Origin of the sequence: Neiella marina (assembly GCF_002165625.1) — a bacterium.
GTDB lineage: Bacteria > Pseudomonadota > Gammaproteobacteria > Enterobacterales > Neiellaceae > Neiella > Neiella marina.
Genome location: NZ_NGNS01000029.1, coordinates 1 through 19,911 on the forward strand (window position 1 = coordinate 1; position 19,911 = coordinate 19,911).

The 19,911-nt window shown below is 49.4% G+C and carries 21 protein-coding genes; 5 read left to right on the plus strand and 16 right to left on the minus strand.

The window, feature by feature from the left end; all coding sequences use genetic code 11:
* Positions 1-293: 293 nt before the first annotated feature.
* Positions 294-752, plus strand: coding sequence for an RNA recognition motif domain-containing protein (locus CBE68_RS17000; RefSeq protein WP_188708297.1), 459 nt, complete (start codon positions 294-296; stop codon positions 750-752).
* A gap of 7 nt (positions 753-759) precedes the next feature.
* Here CBE68_RS17000 and murI read toward each other — a convergent pair whose 3' ends face one another.
* Positions 760-1,557, minus strand: coding sequence for a glutamate racemase (murI, locus tag CBE68_RS17005; protein WP_087507344.1), 798 nt, complete (start codon positions 1,555-1,557; stop codon positions 760-762).
* 97 nt (positions 1,558-1,654) lie between these two features.
* Here murI and trmA point away from each other — a divergent pair, with 97 nt between their 5' ends.
* Entirely contained in the window at positions 1,655-2,740 is a 1,086-nt protein-coding gene (gene trmA, locus CBE68_RS17010) for a tRNA (uridine(54)-C5)-methyltransferase TrmA (RefSeq protein WP_087507430.1), read from the plus strand.
* Between the two features lie 2 nt (positions 2,741-2,742).
* Here the strand turns inward: trmA and fabR are convergent, their stop codons facing one another.
* Entirely contained in the window at positions 2,743-3,363 is a 621-nt protein-coding gene (gene fabR, locus CBE68_RS17015) for an HTH-type transcriptional repressor FabR (protein WP_087507346.1), read from the minus strand.
* 158 nt (positions 3,364-3,521) lie between these two features.
* Here fabR and CBE68_RS17020 point away from each other — a divergent pair, with 158 nt between their 5' ends.
* Both CBE68_RS17020 and sthA read left to right on the plus strand, forming a co-directional pair.
* Positions 3,522-4,661, plus strand: coding sequence for an acyl-CoA desaturase (locus tag CBE68_RS17020; RefSeq protein WP_087507348.1), 1,140 nt, complete (start codon positions 3,522-3,524; stop codon positions 4,659-4,661).
* Positions 4,662-4,735: 74 nt separating this feature from the next.
* Entirely contained in the window at positions 4,736-6,166 is a 1,431-nt protein-coding gene (gene sthA, locus CBE68_RS17025) for a Si-specific NAD(P)(+) transhydrogenase (RefSeq protein ID WP_087507350.1), read from the plus strand.
* 110 nt (positions 6,167-6,276) lie between these two features.
* Here sthA and cysQ read toward each other — a convergent pair whose 3' ends face one another.
* Complete coding sequence (cysQ, locus tag CBE68_RS17030) at positions 6,277-7,089, minus strand: 3'(2'),5'-bisphosphate nucleotidase CysQ (RefSeq protein WP_087507353.1); 813 nt, start codon at positions 7,087-7,089, stop codon at positions 6,277-6,279.
* Between the two features lie 24 nt (positions 7,090-7,113).
* Complete coding sequence (gene nudE, locus CBE68_RS17035) at positions 7,114-7,683, minus strand: ADP compounds hydrolase NudE (RefSeq protein ID WP_087507355.1); 570 nt, start codon at positions 7,681-7,683, stop codon at positions 7,114-7,116.
* A gap of 72 nt (positions 7,684-7,755) precedes the next feature.
* On the opposite strand from nudE, the gene yrfG reads away from it, so the two are divergent.
* Positions 7,756-8,421 (plus strand): GMP/IMP nucleotidase, encoded by a 666-nt coding sequence (yrfG, locus tag CBE68_RS17040; protein WP_087507433.1) that lies wholly within the window; start codon positions 7,756-7,758, stop codon positions 8,419-8,421.
* A gap of 184 nt (positions 8,422-8,605) precedes the next feature.
* Here the strand turns inward: yrfG and CBE68_RS17045 are convergent, their stop codons facing one another.
* Genes CBE68_RS17045 through gspC form a run of 12 tightly spaced genes read right to left on the minus strand, consistent with a single transcriptional unit; the run spans position 8,606 to position 19,890 of the window.
* Positions 8,606-9,364 carry a type II secretion system protein N gene (locus CBE68_RS17045; RefSeq protein WP_087507357.1) on the minus strand — a complete coding sequence of 253 codons (759 nt, stop codon included), beginning with the start codon at positions 9,362-9,364 and terminating at the stop codon, positions 8,606-8,608.
* Positions 9,361-9,837, minus strand: a complete 477-nt coding sequence (gene gspM / locus CBE68_RS17050) for a type II secretion system protein GspM (protein ID WP_087507359.1) — start codon at positions 9,835-9,837, stop codon at positions 9,361-9,363. The genes CBE68_RS17045 and gspM overlap by 4 nt, the downstream gene beginning before the upstream one ends.
* On the minus strand, positions 9,834-11,036 hold the full coding sequence (gspL, locus tag CBE68_RS17055; RefSeq protein ID WP_158100654.1) for a type II secretion system protein GspL: 1,203 nt from the start codon (positions 11,034-11,036) through the stop codon (positions 9,834-9,836). The genes gspM and gspL overlap by 4 nt, the downstream gene beginning before the upstream one ends.
* Positions 10,996-12,063, minus strand: coding sequence for a type II secretion system minor pseudopilin GspK (gene gspK, locus CBE68_RS17060; RefSeq protein WP_087507363.1), 1,068 nt, complete (start codon positions 12,061-12,063; stop codon positions 10,996-10,998). The genes gspL and gspK overlap by 41 nt, the downstream gene beginning before the upstream one ends.
* A complete protein-coding gene (gspJ, locus tag CBE68_RS17065) occupies positions 12,038-12,661 on the minus strand; it encodes a type II secretion system minor pseudopilin GspJ (protein ID WP_087507365.1) in 624 nt (207 codons plus the stop codon). The genes gspK and gspJ overlap by 26 nt, the downstream gene beginning before the upstream one ends.
* Positions 12,658-13,026: a type II secretion system minor pseudopilin GspI gene (gene gspI, locus CBE68_RS17070; protein ID WP_087507367.1), complete on the minus strand. Its 369-nt coding sequence runs from the start codon at positions 13,024-13,026 to the stop codon at positions 12,658-12,660. Before gspI ends, gspJ begins: the two co-directional genes overlap by 4 nt.
* Positions 13,026-13,598: a type II secretion system minor pseudopilin GspH gene (gene gspH, locus CBE68_RS17075; protein ID WP_087507370.1), complete on the minus strand. Its 573-nt coding sequence runs from the start codon at positions 13,596-13,598 to the stop codon at positions 13,026-13,028. Before gspH ends, gspI begins: the two co-directional genes overlap by 1 nt.
* A gap of 5 nt (positions 13,599-13,603) precedes the next feature.
* Positions 13,604-14,065: a type II secretion system major pseudopilin GspG gene (gene gspG, locus CBE68_RS17080; RefSeq protein WP_087507372.1), complete on the minus strand. Its 462-nt coding sequence runs from the start codon at positions 14,063-14,065 to the stop codon at positions 13,604-13,606.
* 17 nt (positions 14,066-14,082) lie between these two features.
* On the minus strand, positions 14,083-15,318 hold the full coding sequence (gene gspF, locus CBE68_RS17085; RefSeq protein WP_087507374.1) for a type II secretion system inner membrane protein GspF: 1,236 nt from the start codon (positions 15,316-15,318) through the stop codon (positions 14,083-14,085).
* Between the two features lie 3 nt (positions 15,319-15,321).
* Positions 15,322-16,902, minus strand: a complete 1,581-nt coding sequence (gspE, locus tag CBE68_RS17090) for a type II secretion system ATPase GspE (RefSeq protein ID WP_087507376.1) — start codon at positions 16,900-16,902, stop codon at positions 15,322-15,324.
* Positions 16,895-18,937, minus strand: a complete 2,043-nt coding sequence (gene gspD / locus CBE68_RS17095) for a type II secretion system secretin GspD (protein WP_087507437.1) — start codon at positions 18,935-18,937, stop codon at positions 16,895-16,897. Before gspD ends, gspE begins: the two co-directional genes overlap by 8 nt.
* 20 nt (positions 18,938-18,957) lie before the next feature.
* Positions 18,958-19,890 (minus strand): type II secretion system protein GspC, encoded by a 933-nt coding sequence (gene gspC / locus CBE68_RS17100; protein WP_158100655.1) that lies wholly within the window; start codon positions 19,888-19,890, stop codon positions 18,958-18,960.
* Positions 19,891-19,911 lie beyond the last annotated feature (21 nt).

Here is a 19,911-nt window from a genome sequence, read left to right on the forward strand (position 1 = left end):
TTCAAATCGCTGCTCATCGTTATTTGAAGAGCCTGGTTGATTGAGTGCTTCGAGAAAGTTTGAAACTTTAGAAGTTTGCCGTTGCCCCGAAGCAGTGGAGGCGCATTTTAGAGATACAGCTCACAGAGTCAAGCACCAATCTATAACTTTTTTCTGACTGCCGATAATGTGGTCAATTCTGGGAGCTTTTTGTTACGTCGCTGTTGTTTATTTGTAAACTCGTGTTCCGTTAACGACTTCAGTAGCTCTCAGAGCCTTAATATTTCAAACCTGCAATTTAGGTGATAATAACAATGACCTCTTCAGTGCAAATGAGACGCACGCTAACTGCTGTTGGAACAGCTCTCATATTGGCGATCATCGCCAAGATTACGTTTCCGGCAATTAGCGCTTACCTCGCTCCAGATTGGACCACAGCCATCATTGCATTAGTTGCTGCGCTTATTACTGCGTTCGTAGCCAATGTAAGAAGTAATCAAAGTACCGCAGAACAAAGCATGCGAACCTTGTATGTCGGTAACTTGCCGTATCGTGCAAACGAAGCAGCCGTTCGCAATTTGTTTGCGCAACACGGTAAGGTATTTTCTGTTCGATTGATGAAAGACCGTCAGACTGGCAAGCGCCGGGGCTTCGGTTTTGTTGAAATGGCAGAAGGTGATGCCGATGCTGCGATTAAGGCTCTCAATGATGCCGACTTTCAGCAACGCAACCTAAAAGTCCGCGAAGCCAAAAACAAGAACGAACAAGAATAACAACTCTCTAGGGCAGATTAATCAATCTGCCCTGCTTTAAGCCAAATCCCTTCATTGCTTGTTGCAACAGATCCGGATCAGCAACCGCTGCGGTCGAATAGTAAAAGCCATCAACCGGCTCATACATTACTTCATCCAATTCGCGAGCTAACTGCCTGATCACTTGGCGAGCAACTGCATAACCTGAGTCTACCAATCGAATCCCCGGCAAGATCTCAGAGATGGGCGATGCTAACAACGGATAGTGGGTGCAGCCCAACACCAGCGTATCGATAGTTGATTGACTTCGGATTGGCTCAAGTAGTTGTGCCAGTCGCTTGATATCAATTTCACCATTGAGCAAGTAATGTTCTGCCATTTGTACCAAATCACCAATACCTAGCTTAGTGACTTGGCAGTCGGCGGCAAAATCAGCGACCAATTGGTCTGTATAATCTCGATTCACCGTTGCAGGTGTTGCCAGCAACGCCATGTGCTTGCTGTTACTGCTCGCCGCTGCAGGTTTAATCGCCGGTACGACACCGATGATGGGTACTTTAATTCTGTGCCGCAACTGAGCTAACACCGAGGTACTTGCGGTATTGCATGCAATCACGATGGCATCGGGCTTAATGGCCGTCAACTGACTGGCGAGAATAGTAGAGACTCTATGATTGAGTACGTCCTGCTCCAGTTCGCCGTAGGGAAACAGCGCATTATCAAAAACATAATGACACTCAAGATCAGGTGCTAAGGCGCGAATGTGCTGCCAAACAGTTAAGCCGCCAAGACCGGAATCAAAGACGATGATTTTTTGGTTGCGCAATGCGGTGAGCCTTCAGAAACATAATAAATCGGCGCAAAAACTGGACAGTTATAAACTAACCCCTACAATCGGCCCGTTTTCGCTTTCGGATCAAACTATGTCAGATCAACTCTCCTATCAGCAACAGCTTGATGAAAAAGTCGCTCGCTTGAGCGGACAATTTACCGAATTTGGTAATGTGCCGATGACAGTGTTCAAATCGCCGGCGCAACATTATCGGATGCGTGCCGAGTTCCGAGTCTGGCACGATGGTGATGAGTTGTACCACATCATGTTTGATCAGCAGAGCAAGCAGAAATACCGTGTTGATCAGTTCAACACCGCTTCTGCGCTAATTAACCAAGCGATGCCTTTGCTAATTGAACATCTTAAAGGCAACGACATCCTGCGCCGTAAGCTGTTTCAAATCGACTACCTGTCAAGCCAGCAAGGCGAGCTATTAATCAGCTTGCTTTATCACAAGCAGTTGGATGAATACTGGCTTGAGCAAGCCGAACAGTTGCAAACAGTACTGAGAGAACACTTTCCAGTGTTTCTTATTGGCCGTGCTCGCAAACAAAAACTGATTCTGGATCGCGACTTCGTCAATGAAACGCTGACCGTCAATGGTCGTGACTATCATTATCGCCATGTCGAAAACAGTTTCACGCAACCGAATGCGGCTGTTTGCGAACACATGTTGAGTTGGGCGCAAAACTGCACTCAAGGCATTAGCGGTGATTTGCTTGAGCTGTATTGCGGCAACGGTAACTTCTCGATTCCGCTGGCGGCCAATTTCCGTCAAGTACTGGCCACTGAAATAGCTAAGCCGTCGGTCGATTCTGCACAGCACAATATTTCAGCCAATAACATCAATAACCTCAATATCATTCGTCTATCGAGTGAAGAATTTACCCAAGCATGGCGTGGCGATCGCACCTTCCGTCGTTTGGAAGGGATTGATTTGAAAAGCTACCAACTCGACACATTGTTCGTCGACCCACCCCGAGCGGGGCTGGATGACGAAACGCGTGAGATGGCAATGAACTTTAAGCGGGTACTCTATATATCCTGTAATCCGGATACCTTGCATCGCGACTTGCTGCGCCTAACAGAAAAGTACCAAGTCGAGCAGCTTGCGTTGTTCGATCAGTTCCCATTTACCCATCACGCTGAAATGGGCGTTTGGCTTACCGAAAAGTAAAGCTATTCAGAAAATCGGCGGTCGTGCTTGAGCGCCGCCGCCCCTTTGGCAATTAGCCGTAATTGATTGATCACCCGCTCCGCCAGCGGCTTACGTGCCGCAGCGGGTAAGTCCAACGCCTCGGCGCCAGCATTGAAAACCAATGTCACCATTGCCTCAGCCTCCATCACTGCAAGCTCACGAGAGCACTTGCCATAGTCTTCCAGGTAATCAGCCAACTCGGCAATAAAGTGTTGGATCTCTCGATTCACCGCTGCTCGAAAAGCAGCCGAAGTGCCTGAGCGTTCTCGTAACAACAGACGAAAAACGTTGGAGTGATGTTGAACAAATTCCATAAACGTTTCGACCGAGGTACGAATAATGCTGCCACCATCAGCAATTCGTTGGCGAGCTTTGCGCATCAGCTGGCGCAGTGCCAAACCACCTTCGTCCACCATGGTCAGGCCAAGCTCGTCCATATCTTTGAAATGGCGATAAAAAGACGTTGGCGCAATGTTCGCCTCGCGAGACACTTCGCGCAAACTTAGACCAGAAAAGCTGCGCTCGGCACTTAATTGACTAAATGCCGCGTCGATAATCGCCCGACGCGTCTTTTCTTTTTGCTGTGCGCGAACACCTGACATTCACAGTTCCCATGCAAAGTTATGATTGCTCGGGCAATTCTACTATTTATCTGGGCTGGGAACAGCCATGGGGTCAAACAAAAGCAAATTTGTTACTTGATCCTACTGCCAAGCTCGGGTTTAATTTGCGTACACCTGTACGCTGAAAAAACAATACAATGTCTAAACCTAAACTAATTTGGTCGACTAACATCCTCTTTGCCAGCACCTTTATTGCGGCCCTAACGATCGTCCCCTGGTACGGCATAACCTACGGATATAGCTATGGATTATGGGTCGCAGCAGTGCTATGCCTAGGCTATTGCGGCATGTCGATTACAGTCGGTTATCACCGCCTATGGGCACACAAAACTTTCAACGCACACCCGTTTGTTCGTTTTGTTCTAGCTATCGGAGGTGCATTCGCATTACAGAACAGCGCATTGCATTGGAGCTCCGATCATCGTGTCCATCACCGCCATGTCGATGACGGCGACAAAGACCCATATGCGGCAACAAAAGGCTTTTGGTACAGCCATATCGGTTGGATGCTGCGTGAATACCAACCGATGCGCTATCACGACTACAGTAATTGTCGCGATCTTCAGAAAGACAAAATTGTCATGTGGCAGCATCGCAATTATTGGTTGCTAACATGGTCATTAAACCTAGGTATTCCAGTAGTCTTGGGATGGCTATTAGGTGACATCATCGGTGGCTTTTTGTTGATCGGCGTGTTGCGCCTTGTCGCCAGTCATCACTTTACCTTTTTTATCAACTCATTGGCCCATGTATGGGGCAAGCGGACCTACACCGAAAAAAACACCGCTCGCGACAATGGTTGGTTAGCACTGCTTACTTACGGTGAGGGATACCACAACTTCCATCACTTGTTTGAATACGACTACCGCAATGGCATTCGTTGGTACCAGTTCGATCCAAGTAAATGGTTTATCTGGACCATGGCGAAGCTGAAATTGGCGAGCAATCTTCGCACTGCGCCAGCAGAGCGGATCATGAAAGCCAAGCTGGATATGCAGAAACTCAAACTCGATAGCAAAATATCGCTTAGCATCCATGCCGAACGCTGGCGCGACGCGCTACAACACGAGTATGACCGTCTGCTGCAAGGCACTCAGGAGTACTATGCTGTACGCAAGCAACTGTTACAGCTAAAGAAAGACAAGCTGTCCAATAGCTACCAACAAGAACGCCAAGAACTACAACTAAGGCTCGATAAGCTCAAGCGCGCGGTTGCCGATCATCAACGCCGTTGGCAACTATTGATGGCAGAGGTGACCAATTTAGCACCTGCCTGATCACTCGGCTTTCAACTTCAGTCCTGCTAAACTGCCCATACTTCTGATGGATACGTCAACTAGCAGGGCTGAACGTGAGCAAACAACCAGACTCTTCAACCGCCAAACCAACCTCTTTTCACTACGACGCCATTGTTATTGGCACCGGCCCTGGAGGCGAAGGTGCGGCAATGAACTTGACCAAAAAAGGTCAGCATGTTGCCGTCATTGAGCGTCACAGTGATGTCGGCGGTGGTTGTACGCATTGGGGCACCATCCCCTCTAAAGCACTGCGCCACAGCGTTGAGCGCCTCACTGAGTTCAACAACAACCCGCTGTTTTCCAATCGCCAAGACAACCTCCATCTGACCTTTAAGGATATTTTGCAACATGCTCAAGGCGTCGTTGGCAAACAAATCCGTATGCGCCACGGCTTCTATGAACGCAATCGAGTCGATGTCATTCATGGTGAAGCCAATTTTGTTGATCGCTACACCATCAACGTCACGCGCGCCGATGGTAATGTTGATCAAATCACCGCCAAACAGTTTGTCATTGCGACGGGATCAAGACCCTATCGGCCTGCAGATATCGATTTCAATCACCCACGCATTTACGACAGCGATAGCATCCTCAATCTTGAGCATGATCCTCGTAACGTCATCATATACGGCGCAGGCGTCATTGGTTGCGAATATGCCTCTATTTTTCGCGGTTTGAATAACAAGGTAGAACTGATCAACAGCCGTGATGCCTTGCTGTCATTTCTCGATGCCGAGATCTCCGACGCTCTGAGTTATCACTTGCGAAATAACGGCGCCAACATTCGTCATTGCGAAGAATATGAGTCCGTGGTTGGTGATGAAACTGGCGTGGTGATGGAACTGAAATCGGGTAAGCGGATGCGTGCCGATTGCTTCTTGTTTGCCAATGGCCGCACCGGCAACACCGATAAGTTAAACTTGCAGGCTGTCGGCCTTGAAGCAAATTCCAGAGGCCAATTAGCGGTTAATACTCACTACTGCACCGATGTCGACAATATCTACGCCGTTGGCGACGTCATTGGCTATCCTAGTTTGGCCAGCGCCGCCTATGATCAGGGCCGGATTGCCGCCGATGCCATGACCAAGGGCCACAGCGACACTCATTTGATTGCCGACATTCCGACCGGTATTTACACCATTCCTGAGATCAGCTCAGTCGGTCAAACCGAGCAGCAGCTTACTGAAAGCAAAGTACCTTACGAAGTAGGCCGAGCTCACTTCAAACACTTAGCTCGCGCGCAAATTGCCGACCAACCGGTTGGTACCTTGAAGATCCTGTTTCATCGTGAAACCAAAGAAATCTTGGGGATTCACTGCTTTGGTGAGCGGGCAGCTGAAATTGTTCACATTGGCCAGGCCATCATGGAACAAAAAGGCAGTGGTAACACCATTGAATATTTTGCTCACACGACATTTAACTACCCAACCATGGCCGAAGCCTATCGGGTTGCTGCTCTCAATGGATTGAACCGCTTGTTTTAGCAAATGCGCATTAAAAAGGCCTGCAGTTGCAGGCCTTTTTTGTTGCTCAGCATTTTTATTAGAGCCTGTTGGTCTTTGGTGTGTGTTTTTGCAGCAAAGATCAACAGGCTCTAGTGGCTGCGAATGATGTCACCCCACCGATAATCAGGATCGGCCACCACCATAAAGTTGGGATTCTCAAAGCTCTCGCGTTGGTTATAGGTCAACGGCTCGAGCCCCATGGTCATCACCGCACCACCCGCTTGGCTAACAATGCATTGCGCCGCGCCCGTGTCCCACTCGCCTGTCGGGCCAATGCGCAGATAACAATCGGCGCTACCTTCGGCGACCATGCAACTTTTCAACGTACTGCTGCCAAATGGAATAAACTCAGCATTCACGCCGGCAGGTAAACATTGAGTGATTAAGTCGAGTTTTTGCCGACGACTAATGGCAAATCGTAGCTTTTCTTCTTTCGGTTTTAGCGAGCGAGAATGAATTGGTGTGTCGGTACCATCGGGGTCGCGACGGAAAACACACTGACCTCGAATCGCTGCATAGCTAACGCCACTCACAGGAGCATGAATAATCCCCATGATCGGCACGCCAGCTTCAATCAAGGCAATGTTGACAGCAAAGTCGCCGGAGCGCTGAATAAACTCTCCGGTGCCATCCAACGGATCAACCAACCAATAACGGTTCCAATGAGAGCGTTGGTTGTAAGGGATATGTTCGGATTCTTCCGACAGAATCGGGTAATCAACAGGAAGTTGGCTCAAACCTTTCAGAATCACATCGTTTGCTGCCAAGTCAGCAGTAGTGACTGGGGTTTGATCGCTTTTTTCTAAGGCCTCAAAATCGCCGGAATCATATATCTCAGAGATGGCTTGCCCCGCATCAACGGCGATGGTCATCACTGATTCCAACAATTGCTCCAACTTCATTTAATCATCCTTATGCTGTTTAGTTTAACTCCAAAGCCCCAAATGACGTGCCGCAAGCATCAATGCGGTAACACTCCGAGCTTCTTTAAATTCCGGCCAGTCAAGCAAGCTGCACCAATCGTCAATAGGCCACTTTACAATCACCAATGGTTCCGGCTCATCGCCCTCAAGTATCGAAGGTGATAAATCTTGAGCCAATAAAATATCCATCTTGGCCGCAAAATAACCCGGCGCTAAAGTGATCTGTTTGAGCGAAATCAACTCGTCGGCGGCAAAGCCAACCTCTTCTTGAAGTTCTCGGTTGGCTGCTTCAGTTGCCTGCTCTCCCGGATCAATCAATCCTTTTGGGAAGCCCAACTCATACTGCTCAGTACCGGCAGCATACTCACGAATCAGCAGAAATTCACGGGCATCGGTCACAGGCACAACCATCACAGCCCCGCGGCCACTGCCTCGCATACGCTCATACTGGCGGCGAGCACCATTGGAAAACTCAAGATCGATGGTTTCGATCTCAAACATACGGCTTTTGGCAACAACAGTTCGCTGATGGATTAGCGGTAGTTTTAACTGAGGTAAATCCTTTTCTGACATGCGTTGGTTTGCCGAGCTCGAAATGATAGGGTGCCCTCATTACAACCAATTCCTGAAAAAGATTCCAGTACTATGCCTAAGTGGTCATCAATCGATACCGTACTACTCGATATGGACGGCACCCTGCTCGACCTCTATTTCGACAATCATTTCTGGCTTGAGTTTTTACCCCGTTGCTATGCCAAGCACCGCAACATCTCTGAGGCTGAAGCAGTAACGTATCTCAAATCTGAATATCAAAAACTACAAGGGCAGCTGCAATGGTATTGCCTTGACTATTGGAATCAACATCTAGGTATCGACCTGATGCCATTGAAACGTCAGATAGCGCACTTGATTCAGATGCGCAGTGACGCAGAACCATTTTTGCGCGCACTCAAAGCCAGCGGCCGGCGGGTCATGCTACTGACCAATGCCCACCCTGACAGTCTAGCGCTTAAAGTTGAGCACACTCGCCTTGGCGAGCTCATTGACACCCTGCTATCGAGTCATCAATACGGCGCGCCAAAAGAGCATCAATCGCTTTGGCAACGCGTCATGGATGAACACTCGCTTGATCCGGCGCGGACCTTATTTGTTGATGACAGTTTGTCGGTGCTCCGCTCGGCCCAGCGCTTTGGCATCGGTCACTTGCTAGCAGTCACCAATCCGGATAGCAAACAGCCAGCACGAACCATTGATGAGTTTGAATCAGTGGGTGATTTCAACACCTTGCTAGCTGATATCAAATCGATTTGATTTGATTGGATAGTTTTCACGACTAACCGTCACAAAACAGTTTACGAGGCGAGGATAGCTGAGTGTTCGGTGGGATAGCATCTGCCGCAGGGATGCGGCAGTTGAGCCATCAAGGATGATTTCACGGCGTCTTGAGCAACGAACACTCAGCTATCCGCAGCATCAAGTTAAAAAGTTCACGAGACTACAAACTGCCATCGAGTTCGATTTGATAACTGTTGTTGCTAATTGGCGTCGCAACAAACATTAGTCCTTGCTCAAAACCCGGAGGGAACTGAGGACCTGGATTGATAGTGCCAGACACCGAATAACTAGTGGCCGCCAACGTTGCTGATACTTCCAACCCCATTACCTGCTTATCGTCATCAACCTTGGCAACGACTTCACCATTAACGCAGCTTAATTGGGCGCGGGTATTATCAAGCTTAAAGGGGTTACCCAACGCCGCAGCAATCACTTTTGGATTGCGCCAAGTAACGACGCCTTCAAGCTCCGAACACCAAGGAGAGCCCTGTGAAGCCACGGTGATCTGAGCATCAATCATGCCCTCCAACTCAACTTGCAGCGGCAATGGCGACAGTTCAGCGGCCACGCTTGCGGGCATCGCTAACTCGATATCATCGGCGTACCAGCCAGAAAAGCTCATCCCCGCCGTGCCAGTTATGGCGATATCGCTGGTCATGTCCTGACCAGCGACAATATCGGCTTCAATACGCCCGAGCAGTAATTGGCCGACATTGATATCCCAATGGACATCTTTGATGATCTTACCCTGCCAATGAACCACACCGATTTGGCCCTGCCAGATAGAGCCAGACACTTTTCCAACATGAAGATTGTTCGGTGCAGGCATTAACCATAAGCCGAATTGGGCAGGTAAGGTTGCAACAACAAAAACCAAATACATTACCAACGCAAAGGCTATTAACCACCAACGGCTCATTCAATAATTCTCAACTGTAATTTACGGACTTGTACCATGCCGACCTCATCTTCTCGGCTCAGATCGATAGACGTTACTTCCACGCGCTGACGTTGTAGCGTCTGCAGCCAAGCCAACAAGGCATTGAACTCGGCTTTATCAATGCGGACACTCAACTCATCTTTTTGTGGCTGAATGCGGCTTAACTTAATTTTATGCTGACTGGCGGTACGATTGACTCGTTGACTCAAACTACCAGACACCTTAGCACTCGATTTGGCGGTCGCCGAGCGCGACAACAACACCCGACTGACACTGGTACGCATCCATTCCAGTGTATTTTGCTGAGCTTGCAGGCGTTGCTGGCTGGCAGCGACAGAATTATGCAAAGGCTGCCAAATCAGTAAATAAAAAACCAACACAAAAATGGCGGCAGCCATAGCGATCAACAGACGCCGCTCTCGTTGCTGTAATTGATGCCATTTTTCAATCATGACACTCTCCGAATGGTCACAGTACCACTGACTTGTCCATTGGTTGAATTCAATGCTCCAACCTCAGCTTGATAGCCATTGGTCACAGCGGACTTAAACTGTTCAAACTGTTGAAAATCCTTGCCTGAGGCCTGAATTCTGAGTTCTTGTCGTTTGGCGTCAAAGCGTAATGAACGTATCTCCAAGCCGTTGACCGAGCGATAAGCTTCAGCAACATCATGCAAAGCACTCAAAAAACCTTCTGATGGGCCGCTGGCACCACCGATTTGCTTTATCTTCTGGCGCATTTGCGCTCTTGGATTGTTGACCCGCTTTTCATTGGGGAAAGCGATCTGATAGGTGCGCACCACTTCGGCTTGAACTAGATCGGCCTGATGATTCAGTTCGCTTACCCGGAGCGCAACATTAAACAGATACAACACCAGCGCAATAGCAGCCAATGAAGCAACGTGTAGCCATGGCCGCCAAGCGGTTTGAGCTCGCTTGATCCGAATCCGATAATCGCCATGGCGGAGATTGACCTTGCTGTTGATCGCGCCATTGACCAATGCCAACAGTGGCAGCTCGGCCAATTCAACATCAACATTTTCAGAGTCAAGTTCGGCCGGCCAAGGCGTATGACTTACCATCCCTGCTTCAGGCAATGTCACTTGGCGCCACCAACTCTGCAACCAATGATCATCATCCACCAGTACACCTTGATTTGGCGCTTGCCGAATCAACCACTGTGAACCCAACGAGACCGCTTGCCATTGCTCAGTGGCATCAGGTAACGCCAGTACGTCCGGTACGATTTTGCCAACGGCAAGCTCTGCTTGTTGCAGCCAGGATAACCACAAATCCATTTTCTGATGGGCGACATAGCAAACAGCCACTTGATCTGCTGCGCTTTGATCGGTGATGGTGACATGAATGTCATCAATGTCTTGGGCTATGTCATCTTCGAGCATGTATGGCAATGCAGCCATTGCTTGGCGACGATTTTTTTTCGGCATTGGCAGCTCCGCCAAGCCGCAATCGTGCATTGGCGCTAGCGCGATTATTTCGCGATCGGCTGACCAAGTCTGCAATTCATGCAGCTTGTCGGCACCTGCCAGCTCCCCTGAGGCGATGACTTCTTGTTCACGTTGCGACCAAACCAGCCATTGCATGGCCTGATCACTGTGACTCGCCAGCCTCACTATCAAGAACTCGTTCAACTCGTCCTCCAAACCGACGGCTGATCACCGTCCAGTTATTACTATCATGTTTTAACAGCGCTTCGGTGCGCAGTTTGGTACCGTCTTCTAATCGAGTTTCCGCTTTCAACAAAAACATATCCGACAATACCGTTAATCCAGCTTTCACTTGGGCTGGGATCTCGATTCCAGCAAAAGCTTGCGAGCTCATCATGTCATCAATGTCATCAAAGCCATCTCGAGGCCTATCGTCCATTAACTGCTGAGCTTGAGAAAGCGTCATATTGGGGCTAAACGCCGCGACAAATTGTTCGGGCTGCTCAACCGTATTGACGTTCAGCAACCACTGGTTGCTCGATGGAACAACACACACAAAAGGCGATATGCGATCGACAGCAGCCTGATTGAAACCATTGATTGCGCGCAGTTCACCCAAATCAACCAGCGCACTATTGGCGGCTAGGTAGGGCTTAATGCGGCTTTGATATTCGCTGTCTTCAGCGCCACTGCTTTGATTCACAAAGTCATCGGCATCAAGCCAATCGGTTAACGAATCAACCATAATTTCAGCTTGATAGCTGTCAATTTCCAGTTGTTCTAGCAGCGCTAAAAACTGCTTTGCTGCCAACGGCCGTTCACCGGTTTGCTGCAACTGAGCTAACTCAGCTTCTTGTGCACGGACACCGTTTAAGTTGAAACAACTGCGCATATCAGTCAGTTCACCGGTAAATATCGCACCAGTTTCTAATGGCGCAGTTACCTCGCCACTTGCCCAATACTGGCTAAGATGAGTTTTATCAGAACTATCATCAAAATCTTGTCGCAAAATCTTACGAGCAAAGCCTTCGGCACCAATATTGACCCACTTAGCTGCATCCAAGCTCATTAATGTGCTGGTGCGAGTTAATTGACGCCGTAACCGCTCACTCATATCAACAGCGATCATCGACACCAGAGCCACCACTAATAACACAGTGATCAGAGCGACACCGCGGTGGCTTGATAGCGAGCTTAAACCACCACTAGGTCGTTGTTGGTGCTTGTTCAAGCTTCGCTCCTGTCATCAGAAACACCCGTCTGATCGCGCCAAATGCTTTGCTGGTCACAGTCACTTCCACCGCTTTTGGAAGCGCCCGTTCTTTATTCCAGTTCTCTACCCAGCTATCCCCGACATAAAGACGAACCTTAAACGACTCAATGTCTTCAATCAGCACTCGAGTATGAGGCTCAATACCGGTTGCCTGATCAGGGTATAGCGTATGCAAGCGCTGCAGTTGGTTTTCCTCAACTCGGTAAACCACTCCTTGAACTTCACCTCGAGGTAACTGATTAAACGGATTCAACCAACCCGCCCGAGTAAACGCCACGGTATCACTATCGGTTTCACCGCGACCGCGAGTATGCGCAAACAATACCGTTGACGGCGCATCGCCATCAATCCGCACTTGCCTCACGGTGGCCTGCATGAAATCACGTTCCATTACCCACAAGGCGCGCTGCAAGCGTTCAAAATCATCGGCATACTGCTGCGAGCGGACATCAGCCTTTTGCACCGTGGTTAGGGTGCCATATGAAGCAATACCAATAATGCTAAAAATGGCAACGGCCACCAAAATCTCGAGTAAGCTAAAGCCGCGCTGGTTCATGGTTTTTCCACAAAGCCAGTAACCGATGCGATGACATACTCGCCATCTTCATCAAGACTGACGTCAACCTGGACGCCTCGAAGATAATCGCTACCGCCATCGTTGAGCGATATTTTGTAGTACCAATCGCGCTCCGACATGGTCACTTTGCCAGTCATTTTGCCCTGACTTTTAGTCGCAGGCTTATAGCGCAAAATAAACTCTGCCAACTGATTTTGGCCGACCCAGCTAGCAATATTCTTTTCCATTAACACAGACTGCGAACGAAGGCTTTGCGAACTAGCCCCCATCAAACTGACCGCTGCATAACTAAATATCGCCAGAGCAACCAACACTTCGATTAAGGTTAAGCCACGCTGACGCATTACTCGTCCTCTTCGATCTTTATCGTCACTGAATCGGCTTGTCCCCAAACAGTGACGGTTTCAGGTTGCTCGTCTTCCAGCGGCTTCCAGCTGAATGCCAAGCTAAAATCGCTAAACTCGCCATAGCTGTAGATAAACACTTGCGGAATTATTTCTTCTTCATCTTCCTCAGCGAACATGTCCTCAAACAGACCATCGCTTTCAAACAGTGTTTCTTGTTCCCATGGCAGTCCTTCGAGCTCAAGCTTCAAGCCAATATTGGCATCAACGACATGGGGTAACAGTGCTTTGTTGTTTGCAAGCGGTTGCCACTCGGTATCATTCCAGCGGACAAACTCATACCCTTCATCAGTGACCATCAAGCCCAGCTCTTCGCTGGTCAACATGGCCCTGTCAGTAGCCATTTGCATCGCCACTCGGAAGCGCTGCGCTTCACGCTCAAGCAGTGTGTCGGGACCGGCGCCAGATAGGGTTAAAATCATTCCGCCGGAGACAAATGCAATGATCATCACCACGATCAATACTTCGATCAGGGTGAAGCCCGATTGCGCAGCGGAACGATTTCTAAGCATCAGAATTACCGAAAATCTTGTAGATTCCAGTTGCCGATATCGGCATTGGCACCTTCACCGCCTTCTTCACCATCGGCACCTAGGGTATAGATATCTACTTCACTGTTCTCACCTGGACTGAGGTAGAGGTAATCATTGCCCCAGGGATCTTTTTCCAAACGGCGAACATAACCATTTTTTGGATAGTTCCGCGGCGCGGGGTCTACCGAAGGCTCAGAAATTAGCGCTTCTAACCCCTGCTCAGTGGTTGGATAACGATGGTTATCAAGTTTGTACATATCGAGAAGCTCTTCGAGCTTAGCGATATCAGAAACCGCCTTTTGAGTCGCAGCTTTTTCAGTGCTATCCAACAAGCGTGGCACCACCATACTTGCCATGATGCCGAGAATGACGATCACCACCATCACTTCAAGCAAGGTAAAACCTGCCTGCTTGAGGTGCTTGGCCTGAGAGTTATAACAACGCATATGTTCCTCCTGTTGGGTTAAAGCCCAACCAAATTCTGCATTTCTAAAATCGGCTGTAGGATAGCTACAACAATAAATAAAACCACGGCAGCCATCGCCACCAAAACTAAAGGCCCCAGCAGCCCAAGCGCAATTGTCATTGCACTATCAAATTCTCGATCCTGGTTATCAGCGGCACGCCCCAACATCTGCTCCAACTCACCGCTCTTCTCACCACTGGCGATCATATGCAGCATAATTGGCGGAAATAATTTGGTTTCTTGCAGCGACGCTCGCAGGCTACTACCTTCGCGGACTCGGTCGGATGCTTTGCGCAGCGCCTCTTTCATTTGCAAGTTAAGCAATACATCACCGGCAATCCGCATTGCATCCAGTAACGGCACAGCACTGGCGGTGAGAATACTCAGAGTGCGCGCAAATCGGGCGGTGTTCAAACCGCGCACTACCTTACCGGCAACAGGCAATTTCAACTGCACTTGATGCCAGCGAAAGCGCTGACGTTCAATACTTAGGATACGCTGAATAGCAACCGCCAGAAGCATGATGCCAACAAGCACAAAAATGCCGTAGTCACGAACGAAATCACTGGCGCCAATTAAAATCCGAGTAGCCAAAGGTAAGGTCTGGCCCATATGCAAAAATTGCTCAACAACTTTAGGCACGACCACGGCTAATAATAAGCTAATGACGCCAATGGCAATCACGGTCAGAACAATGGGATAAACCAGCGCTTGAATGACTTTGCCACGGGTGTCTTGGCGCTTTTCGTTGTAGTCGGCCAAGCGATTTAACACTTCATCCAAATGGCCTGATTTTTCGCCCGCAGCAACAGTGGCGCAGAACAATTCGTCAAAGATCTGTGGGAAGCCGCGTAAACTGTCAGCCAACGAGTGGCCTTCTAACACGCGTGCTCGCACCGCCATAATCATGCTGGCGATACGTTGTTTTTCACTCTGCTGGGCAACTGCATGCAAACTCTCTTCAATCGGTAAGCCGGATTGCACTAGCGTCGCCAGTTGACGTGTCATTAATGACAGGTCGGTAGTTGATATCTTGCCACGAAAACGGCTGCGGAATGATGGTTTGGCCTGATCACTTTTGGCGCTGCGATTGTCAGCAACTTCGGTCAGCTGAGTTGGCATCAAGCCGCGCTCTCGCAACTGCTGGCGCGCTTGTCTGGCACTTTCGGCCTCTTCAATGCCTTTGGTTTGCTTACCTTCTGCACTGATCGCTTTGTATTGGAAAACAGCCACGGATTATTCCTCGCGGGTCACGCGCATAACTTCTTCCAACGTCGTCTCACCGTTCAGCACTTTTTCGAAACCATCGCTGCGAATACTTGAGCTGTGCTCTCGAGCCAAACGCTCGATACGTTGCTCATTCTCGCCATTGTGAATCATTTCCCGCACTTCATCGGTAACCACCAGCAGTTCATGAATGCCGGTGCGACCTTTGTAGCCAGTATGGTTACATGCCTCACACCCTTTGGCGTGATACAAGGTAGCTGGCTCGGTCGGCGCTAAGTGCATCAACTCTCGCTCGGCGTCTGAAGGGCTATACGGGTCTCGACATTCATCACATAAGGTTCGAACCAGGCGCTGGGCGAGAACACCAAGCAAGCTCGAGGAAAGTAAGAACGGTTCAACGCCCATATCATGCAGTCGGGTGATCGCACCGACCGCGGTGTTGGTGTGTAACGTTGACAGTACCAAGTGACCCGTCAGCGATGCTTGCACCGCGATTTGAGCCGTTTCTAAGTCTCGAATCTCACCGACCATCACGACATCTGGATCCTGACGTAAAATCGCCCGCAAACCGCGCGCAAAGGTCATATCGACTTTGTTATTGACCTGAGTTTGGCCAATCCCTTCGATCGCATACTCAATCGGATCTTCAACGGTGAGGATATTACGCTCGCGACTGTTAATCTCAGTCAGCGCGGCATACAAGGTGGTACTCTTACCCGAACCGGTAGGGCCGGTCACCAAAATAATGCCATGGGGTTTGGCAATGGCCTCGGCAAACTGATCGCGCACTTGCGCCGTCATACCAAGGCTTTGTAAATCCAATCGAGCCTGATTCTTGTCGAGCAGTCGAAGTACCACACGCTCACCATGACTCGAAGGCATGGTCGACACCCGCACATCCACGGCTCGGCCGGCAATACGCAATGAAATACGACCATCTTGTGGCACTCGCTTCTCAGCAATATCCAAGCGCGCCATTACCTTGATCCGAGAAACTAGCAATGACGCCAATTTACGGTTCGGTTTGAGCATTTCACGCAGTACACCATCGACCCGGAAGCGGATCACCAAACTCTGCTCGTAGGTTTCAACGTGAACGTCAGAAGCACCATATTTAATCGCTTCACCCAACATGGCGTTAATGAGCTTAATGATCGGCGCATCGTCATCAGAATCGAGCAGATCTTCCGTCTCGGGTAGCTCTTCCGCTAGGGTGTAGAAATCAGCATCGTTGCCGATGTCTTCCATCAATTGTTTGGCTTCGCTGGAATCGCGCTGATATTCCTCAGTCAATGCCAATTCAAACTGATCATCGGCCAGCATTTCTAGCCGTAGCGGTTGATCGGCCACCCGCCGCGCCTCGGCTATATAGCGCCACTGGGCACTACTCTTGTGGCACAAGCGAGGGTCATCGTCATCAAGGATCAGTAAGACGCCAAATTCTCGCGCAAAAGCAAATGGTAGCTGAATCGGTGCTTTATGCTCTGGCGCGAGTTCTCCGGTAGTGTCAGCGAGTTGATCATGACTGACAGGTTCAACGCCAGCGCTCACATCCAGCTCTGCCGATACATTCTGTTGCGAATCATTCATCAGCAGATAGCCCAGCTTTCTTCGCTGCTTCCAGATGCTTCTCGTAAGCCGCTGCATCTGGTGTTGTGCCATATTCCGGCAACACAGGTACATTCTTACGAATAATCGGCAACTCTTTCTCGTCCTGCGACAATTGCAATGCGCGCATGAAGTTGTACTTACGCGAACTCACCGCATTCATGGTGGCCGCATCTCGGACAATAGTCGGGCGGATAAACACCAACAAATTACGCTTGGCTTTGGTGGTCGATGTTGAGGTAAACAATTTACCCAATACAGGAATATCACCCAGCAGCGGTACTTTCGACTCACTTTCTTGGGCATCTTCATCAATCAAACCACCCAACACCACGGTGTCGCCATTATCGGCCATGACAGTGGTTTTCAGCTCGCGCTTGTTAATGGTGATATCAACCGACGTGGTACCCGATACCGAAGACACTTCTTGCTCAATAACCAGCTGGACCGCATCACCTTCATTAATTTGCGGGGTAACTTTCAGTTTGACACCCACTTCTTGACGCTCAATGGTCTGGAAAGGATTGTCATTACCCGAGCTAGCGGTCGCGCCAGTTAAAATCGGCACGTCTTGACCGGCAATGAAGAAGGCTTCCTGGTTGTCCAGCGTGGTGACAGACGGCGTTGATAGGATATTGGAGTTCGAGCTGGTTTTGACCGCTTGCACAACCGCCGCCCAATCATCTTCAATGACACCTAACATCATGCCATTGATTTGTCCCAGCAAACTAGCCAGCAAGGTATAATCGCCTTGTTGATCTGGGTTCTCGGTACAGGTATCGCCGGTACAAACTGTAGATCCCGGCACATCTTCTGCCGCGCGTTGCGCCGCCCACAAACTGGAAACAGGCACCTGTGTACCAGTATTCCATTGCATCACCCCAGTATCTTCACTGAAGTATTGAATACCCAAATTGGCGCCATCACCTTCCATGATCTCAACAATAATGGCCTCGATGTGAACTTGGGCACGACGAATGTCCAACTGACGAATCACCGCCTCCAATGATTGCATCATTGATGGCTCAGCAGTGATCACCAGGGCGTTACTGTCTTCATGGGATTCGATATTGACGTCGCTGCGGCTACGACTTTTAGTTTTACTGCCGCCACTCTCTTCAGCAGTAATAGAATCACTGACGCCTTCGAGAACACTAACCAAGTCTTCGGCACTGGCGTATTTCAAGTAAAACACCCGCGTATTGCCGCTGGTCGCTAGTTCTTTGTCGAGGCGCTCAATCAAATTGACGATGCGAATACGGGCTTTCTCTTCACCGCTGACAATAACGCTATTGGTGCGTTCATCCGCTACCAATTTTGGTGTCAGAAAATCGGCTGCATTTTTACCACCAGTAGTGCGATTAAGGCTTTCAACAATGCGCACCATTTCGGCAGCGGACGCAAATTCCAAATCGACGATATCAACGTTCTGGTCACCCGCTTGGTCAACTCGGTCAACAATATCGACCAAACGGTTTACCACGGCCGCGCGACCCGTGATCATCAATACGTTTGACGGATCATAGTGAACCACGTTACCACCGCCAGCATTGTCATTGAGTTGACGCAGTAGCGGCGCTAACTCTCGTACCGACACATTGTGTACGGGTACAACGCGGGTAATGAACTCATCACCAAAGGCCGGGCCATCTTTGCCGATCACCGGGTTGGGCGCAAACTTGGCATCCTTGTCTTTGACGATCTTGATGATGCTGTTATCCATCTCAACGGCGGCATAACCGTAGACTTCCAACACATTTAAAAAGAACTGATAGTACTGATCATCATTTAACAAGTCGTAGGAGCGGACGTTGATTTTTCCGCGGACTGCTGGGTCAATGATGATGGTTTTATTGAGGTTCTTACCAACGATGTTAATGAACTCGTTGATTTCAGTTCCTTTGAAGCTAGCCGTGTATTCAGCAGCAGATGCAGTGAGCGCAGCGCTTCCAAGTAACGATGCCAACAACAATTGACGCAGCCATTTTGCGGCCGGACGAACGGTTTTATGATTCATAAGTAATTGATTAGTTAGCTTCACGGCGACGGTAATTCCAGTAAGAAGTCATAGAGTTGGCCGTCTCGTTCAACAGTCAAAGAGAGGTCGGTCATGGTCTTCAACTCTTCCATCACTTGGGCAGTCTGAGTGATGTCAGTAAGGTCATAACCATTGAGAGCTACGGCGAGGTCGTTGGCTTTTAAACCAACGGCTTGAAATAATTCACGGTCAATACCGGGGTTAATACGAAAACCCTTGAGCTCGGTACCATCACGCACAGGGGTAATTTTGACGTAGTCAGTCAGCTTGGCCAGTTTGTCGGCATTACTGGCCGACGGTGAGTGCATGGTTTCCAGCGCTTGCTGCAATTTGGGGCTGCGCGGTGCGGTGACCGCCTTGCGGGCAGTGGTTGGTTTGGCGGATGTTTTGGCAACAGGCTTGTTGCGTTCAAAGTTTGCTCTGGCGTATGCATCATCAAGTTGCAGCGTTTCCATCGCGCCGGCGTTACTGATAATCACGCGGTCAGGATAAATCTCTTTGATCACTGCTCGGGTGCCATCAATGCGGTCATCAACGCCGTAGGTGGCTTGTTTGCCTTTCGACTCAATAATGGCCGAACCTTTCTTTTGATCAGAACTCGCTACCACACCTGTGAGTTTGACCTGTAGTTTAGTTTTCGGCGCTTCGGTTGGTTTGTTATCAACCACAGGAGCTGCGGCGGCATCACCGAATAACTTCATTTCTTGCAGTACACCAACGTCGCGCTGTTTGCGCTCTTGCTGCTCTGCTTTGGGGGGTTGCCATTGACCTTTAGAATGAGAGCTGGGTAACAAGCGTTGGGTTAACGTCGCCAACAAATAAGCCACAACTAGACTCAACACGACCAGTGCGGCCAGTCGAATTTTGTCGACAGGCAATTTGCCGCTCGACAAGGCTGCAATCCAGCGTTTGGCTACTACTTCCAAATTCATTGCTACTCTTCTATGTCTTTT

Bases quoted from the DNA above. Each gene is read 5' to 3' on its own strand.
- fabR (WP_087507346.1), bottom strand. From the start codon at position 3,363: ATGTCAGGTGTTCGCGCACAGCAAAAAGAAAAGACGCGTCGGGCGATT.
- gspI (WP_087507367.1), bottom strand. From the start codon at position 13,026: ATGCGTCAGCGTGGCTTAACCTTAATCGAAGTGTTGGTTGCTCTGGCG.
- gspH (WP_087507370.1), bottom strand. From the start codon at position 13,598: ATGCTTAGAAATCGTTCCGCTGCGCAATCGGGCTTCACCCTGATCGAA.
- CBE68_RS17000 (WP_188708297.1), top strand. From the start codon at position 294: ATGACCTCTTCAGTGCAAATGAGACGCACGCTAACTGCTGTTGGAACA.
- CBE68_RS17020 (WP_087507348.1), top strand. From the start codon at position 3,522: ATGTCTAAACCTAAACTAATTTGGTCGACTAACATCCTCTTTGCCAGC.
- gspD (WP_087507437.1), bottom strand. From the start codon at position 18,937: ATGAATCATAAAACCGTTCGTCCGGCCGCAAAATGGCTGCGTCAATTG.
- gspE (WP_087507376.1), bottom strand. From the start codon at position 16,902: ATGAATGATTCGCAACAGAATGTATCGGCAGAGCTGGATGTGAGCGCT.
- gspJ (WP_087507365.1), bottom strand. From the start codon at position 12,661: ATGAACCAGCGCGGCTTTAGCTTACTCGAGATTTTGGTGGCCGTTGCC.
- cysQ (WP_087507353.1), bottom strand. From the start codon at position 7,089: ATGAAGTTGGAGCAATTGTTGGAATCAGTGATGACCATCGCCGTTGAT.
- yrfG (WP_087507433.1), top strand. From the start codon at position 7,756: ATGCCTAAGTGGTCATCAATCGATACCGTACTACTCGATATGGACGGC.
- gspM (WP_087507359.1), bottom strand. From the start codon at position 9,837: ATGATTGAAAAATGGCATCAATTACAGCAACGAGAGCGGCGTCTGTTG.
- CBE68_RS17045 (WP_087507357.1), bottom strand. From the start codon at position 9,364: ATGAGCCGTTGGTGGTTAATAGCCTTTGCGTTGGTAATGTATTTGGTT.
- trmA (WP_087507430.1), top strand. From the start codon at position 1,655: ATGTCAGATCAACTCTCCTATCAGCAACAGCTTGATGAAAAAGTCGCT.
- gspG (WP_087507372.1), bottom strand. From the start codon at position 14,065: ATGCGTTGTTATAACTCTCAGGCCAAGCACCTCAAGCAGGCAGGTTTT.
- nudE (WP_087507355.1), bottom strand. From the start codon at position 7,683: ATGTCAGAAAAGGATTTACCTCAGTTAAAACTACCGCTAATCCATCAG.
- gspC (WP_158100655.1), bottom strand. From the start codon at position 19,890: ATGAATTTGGAAGTAGTAGCCAAACGCTGGATTGCAGCCTTGTCGAGC.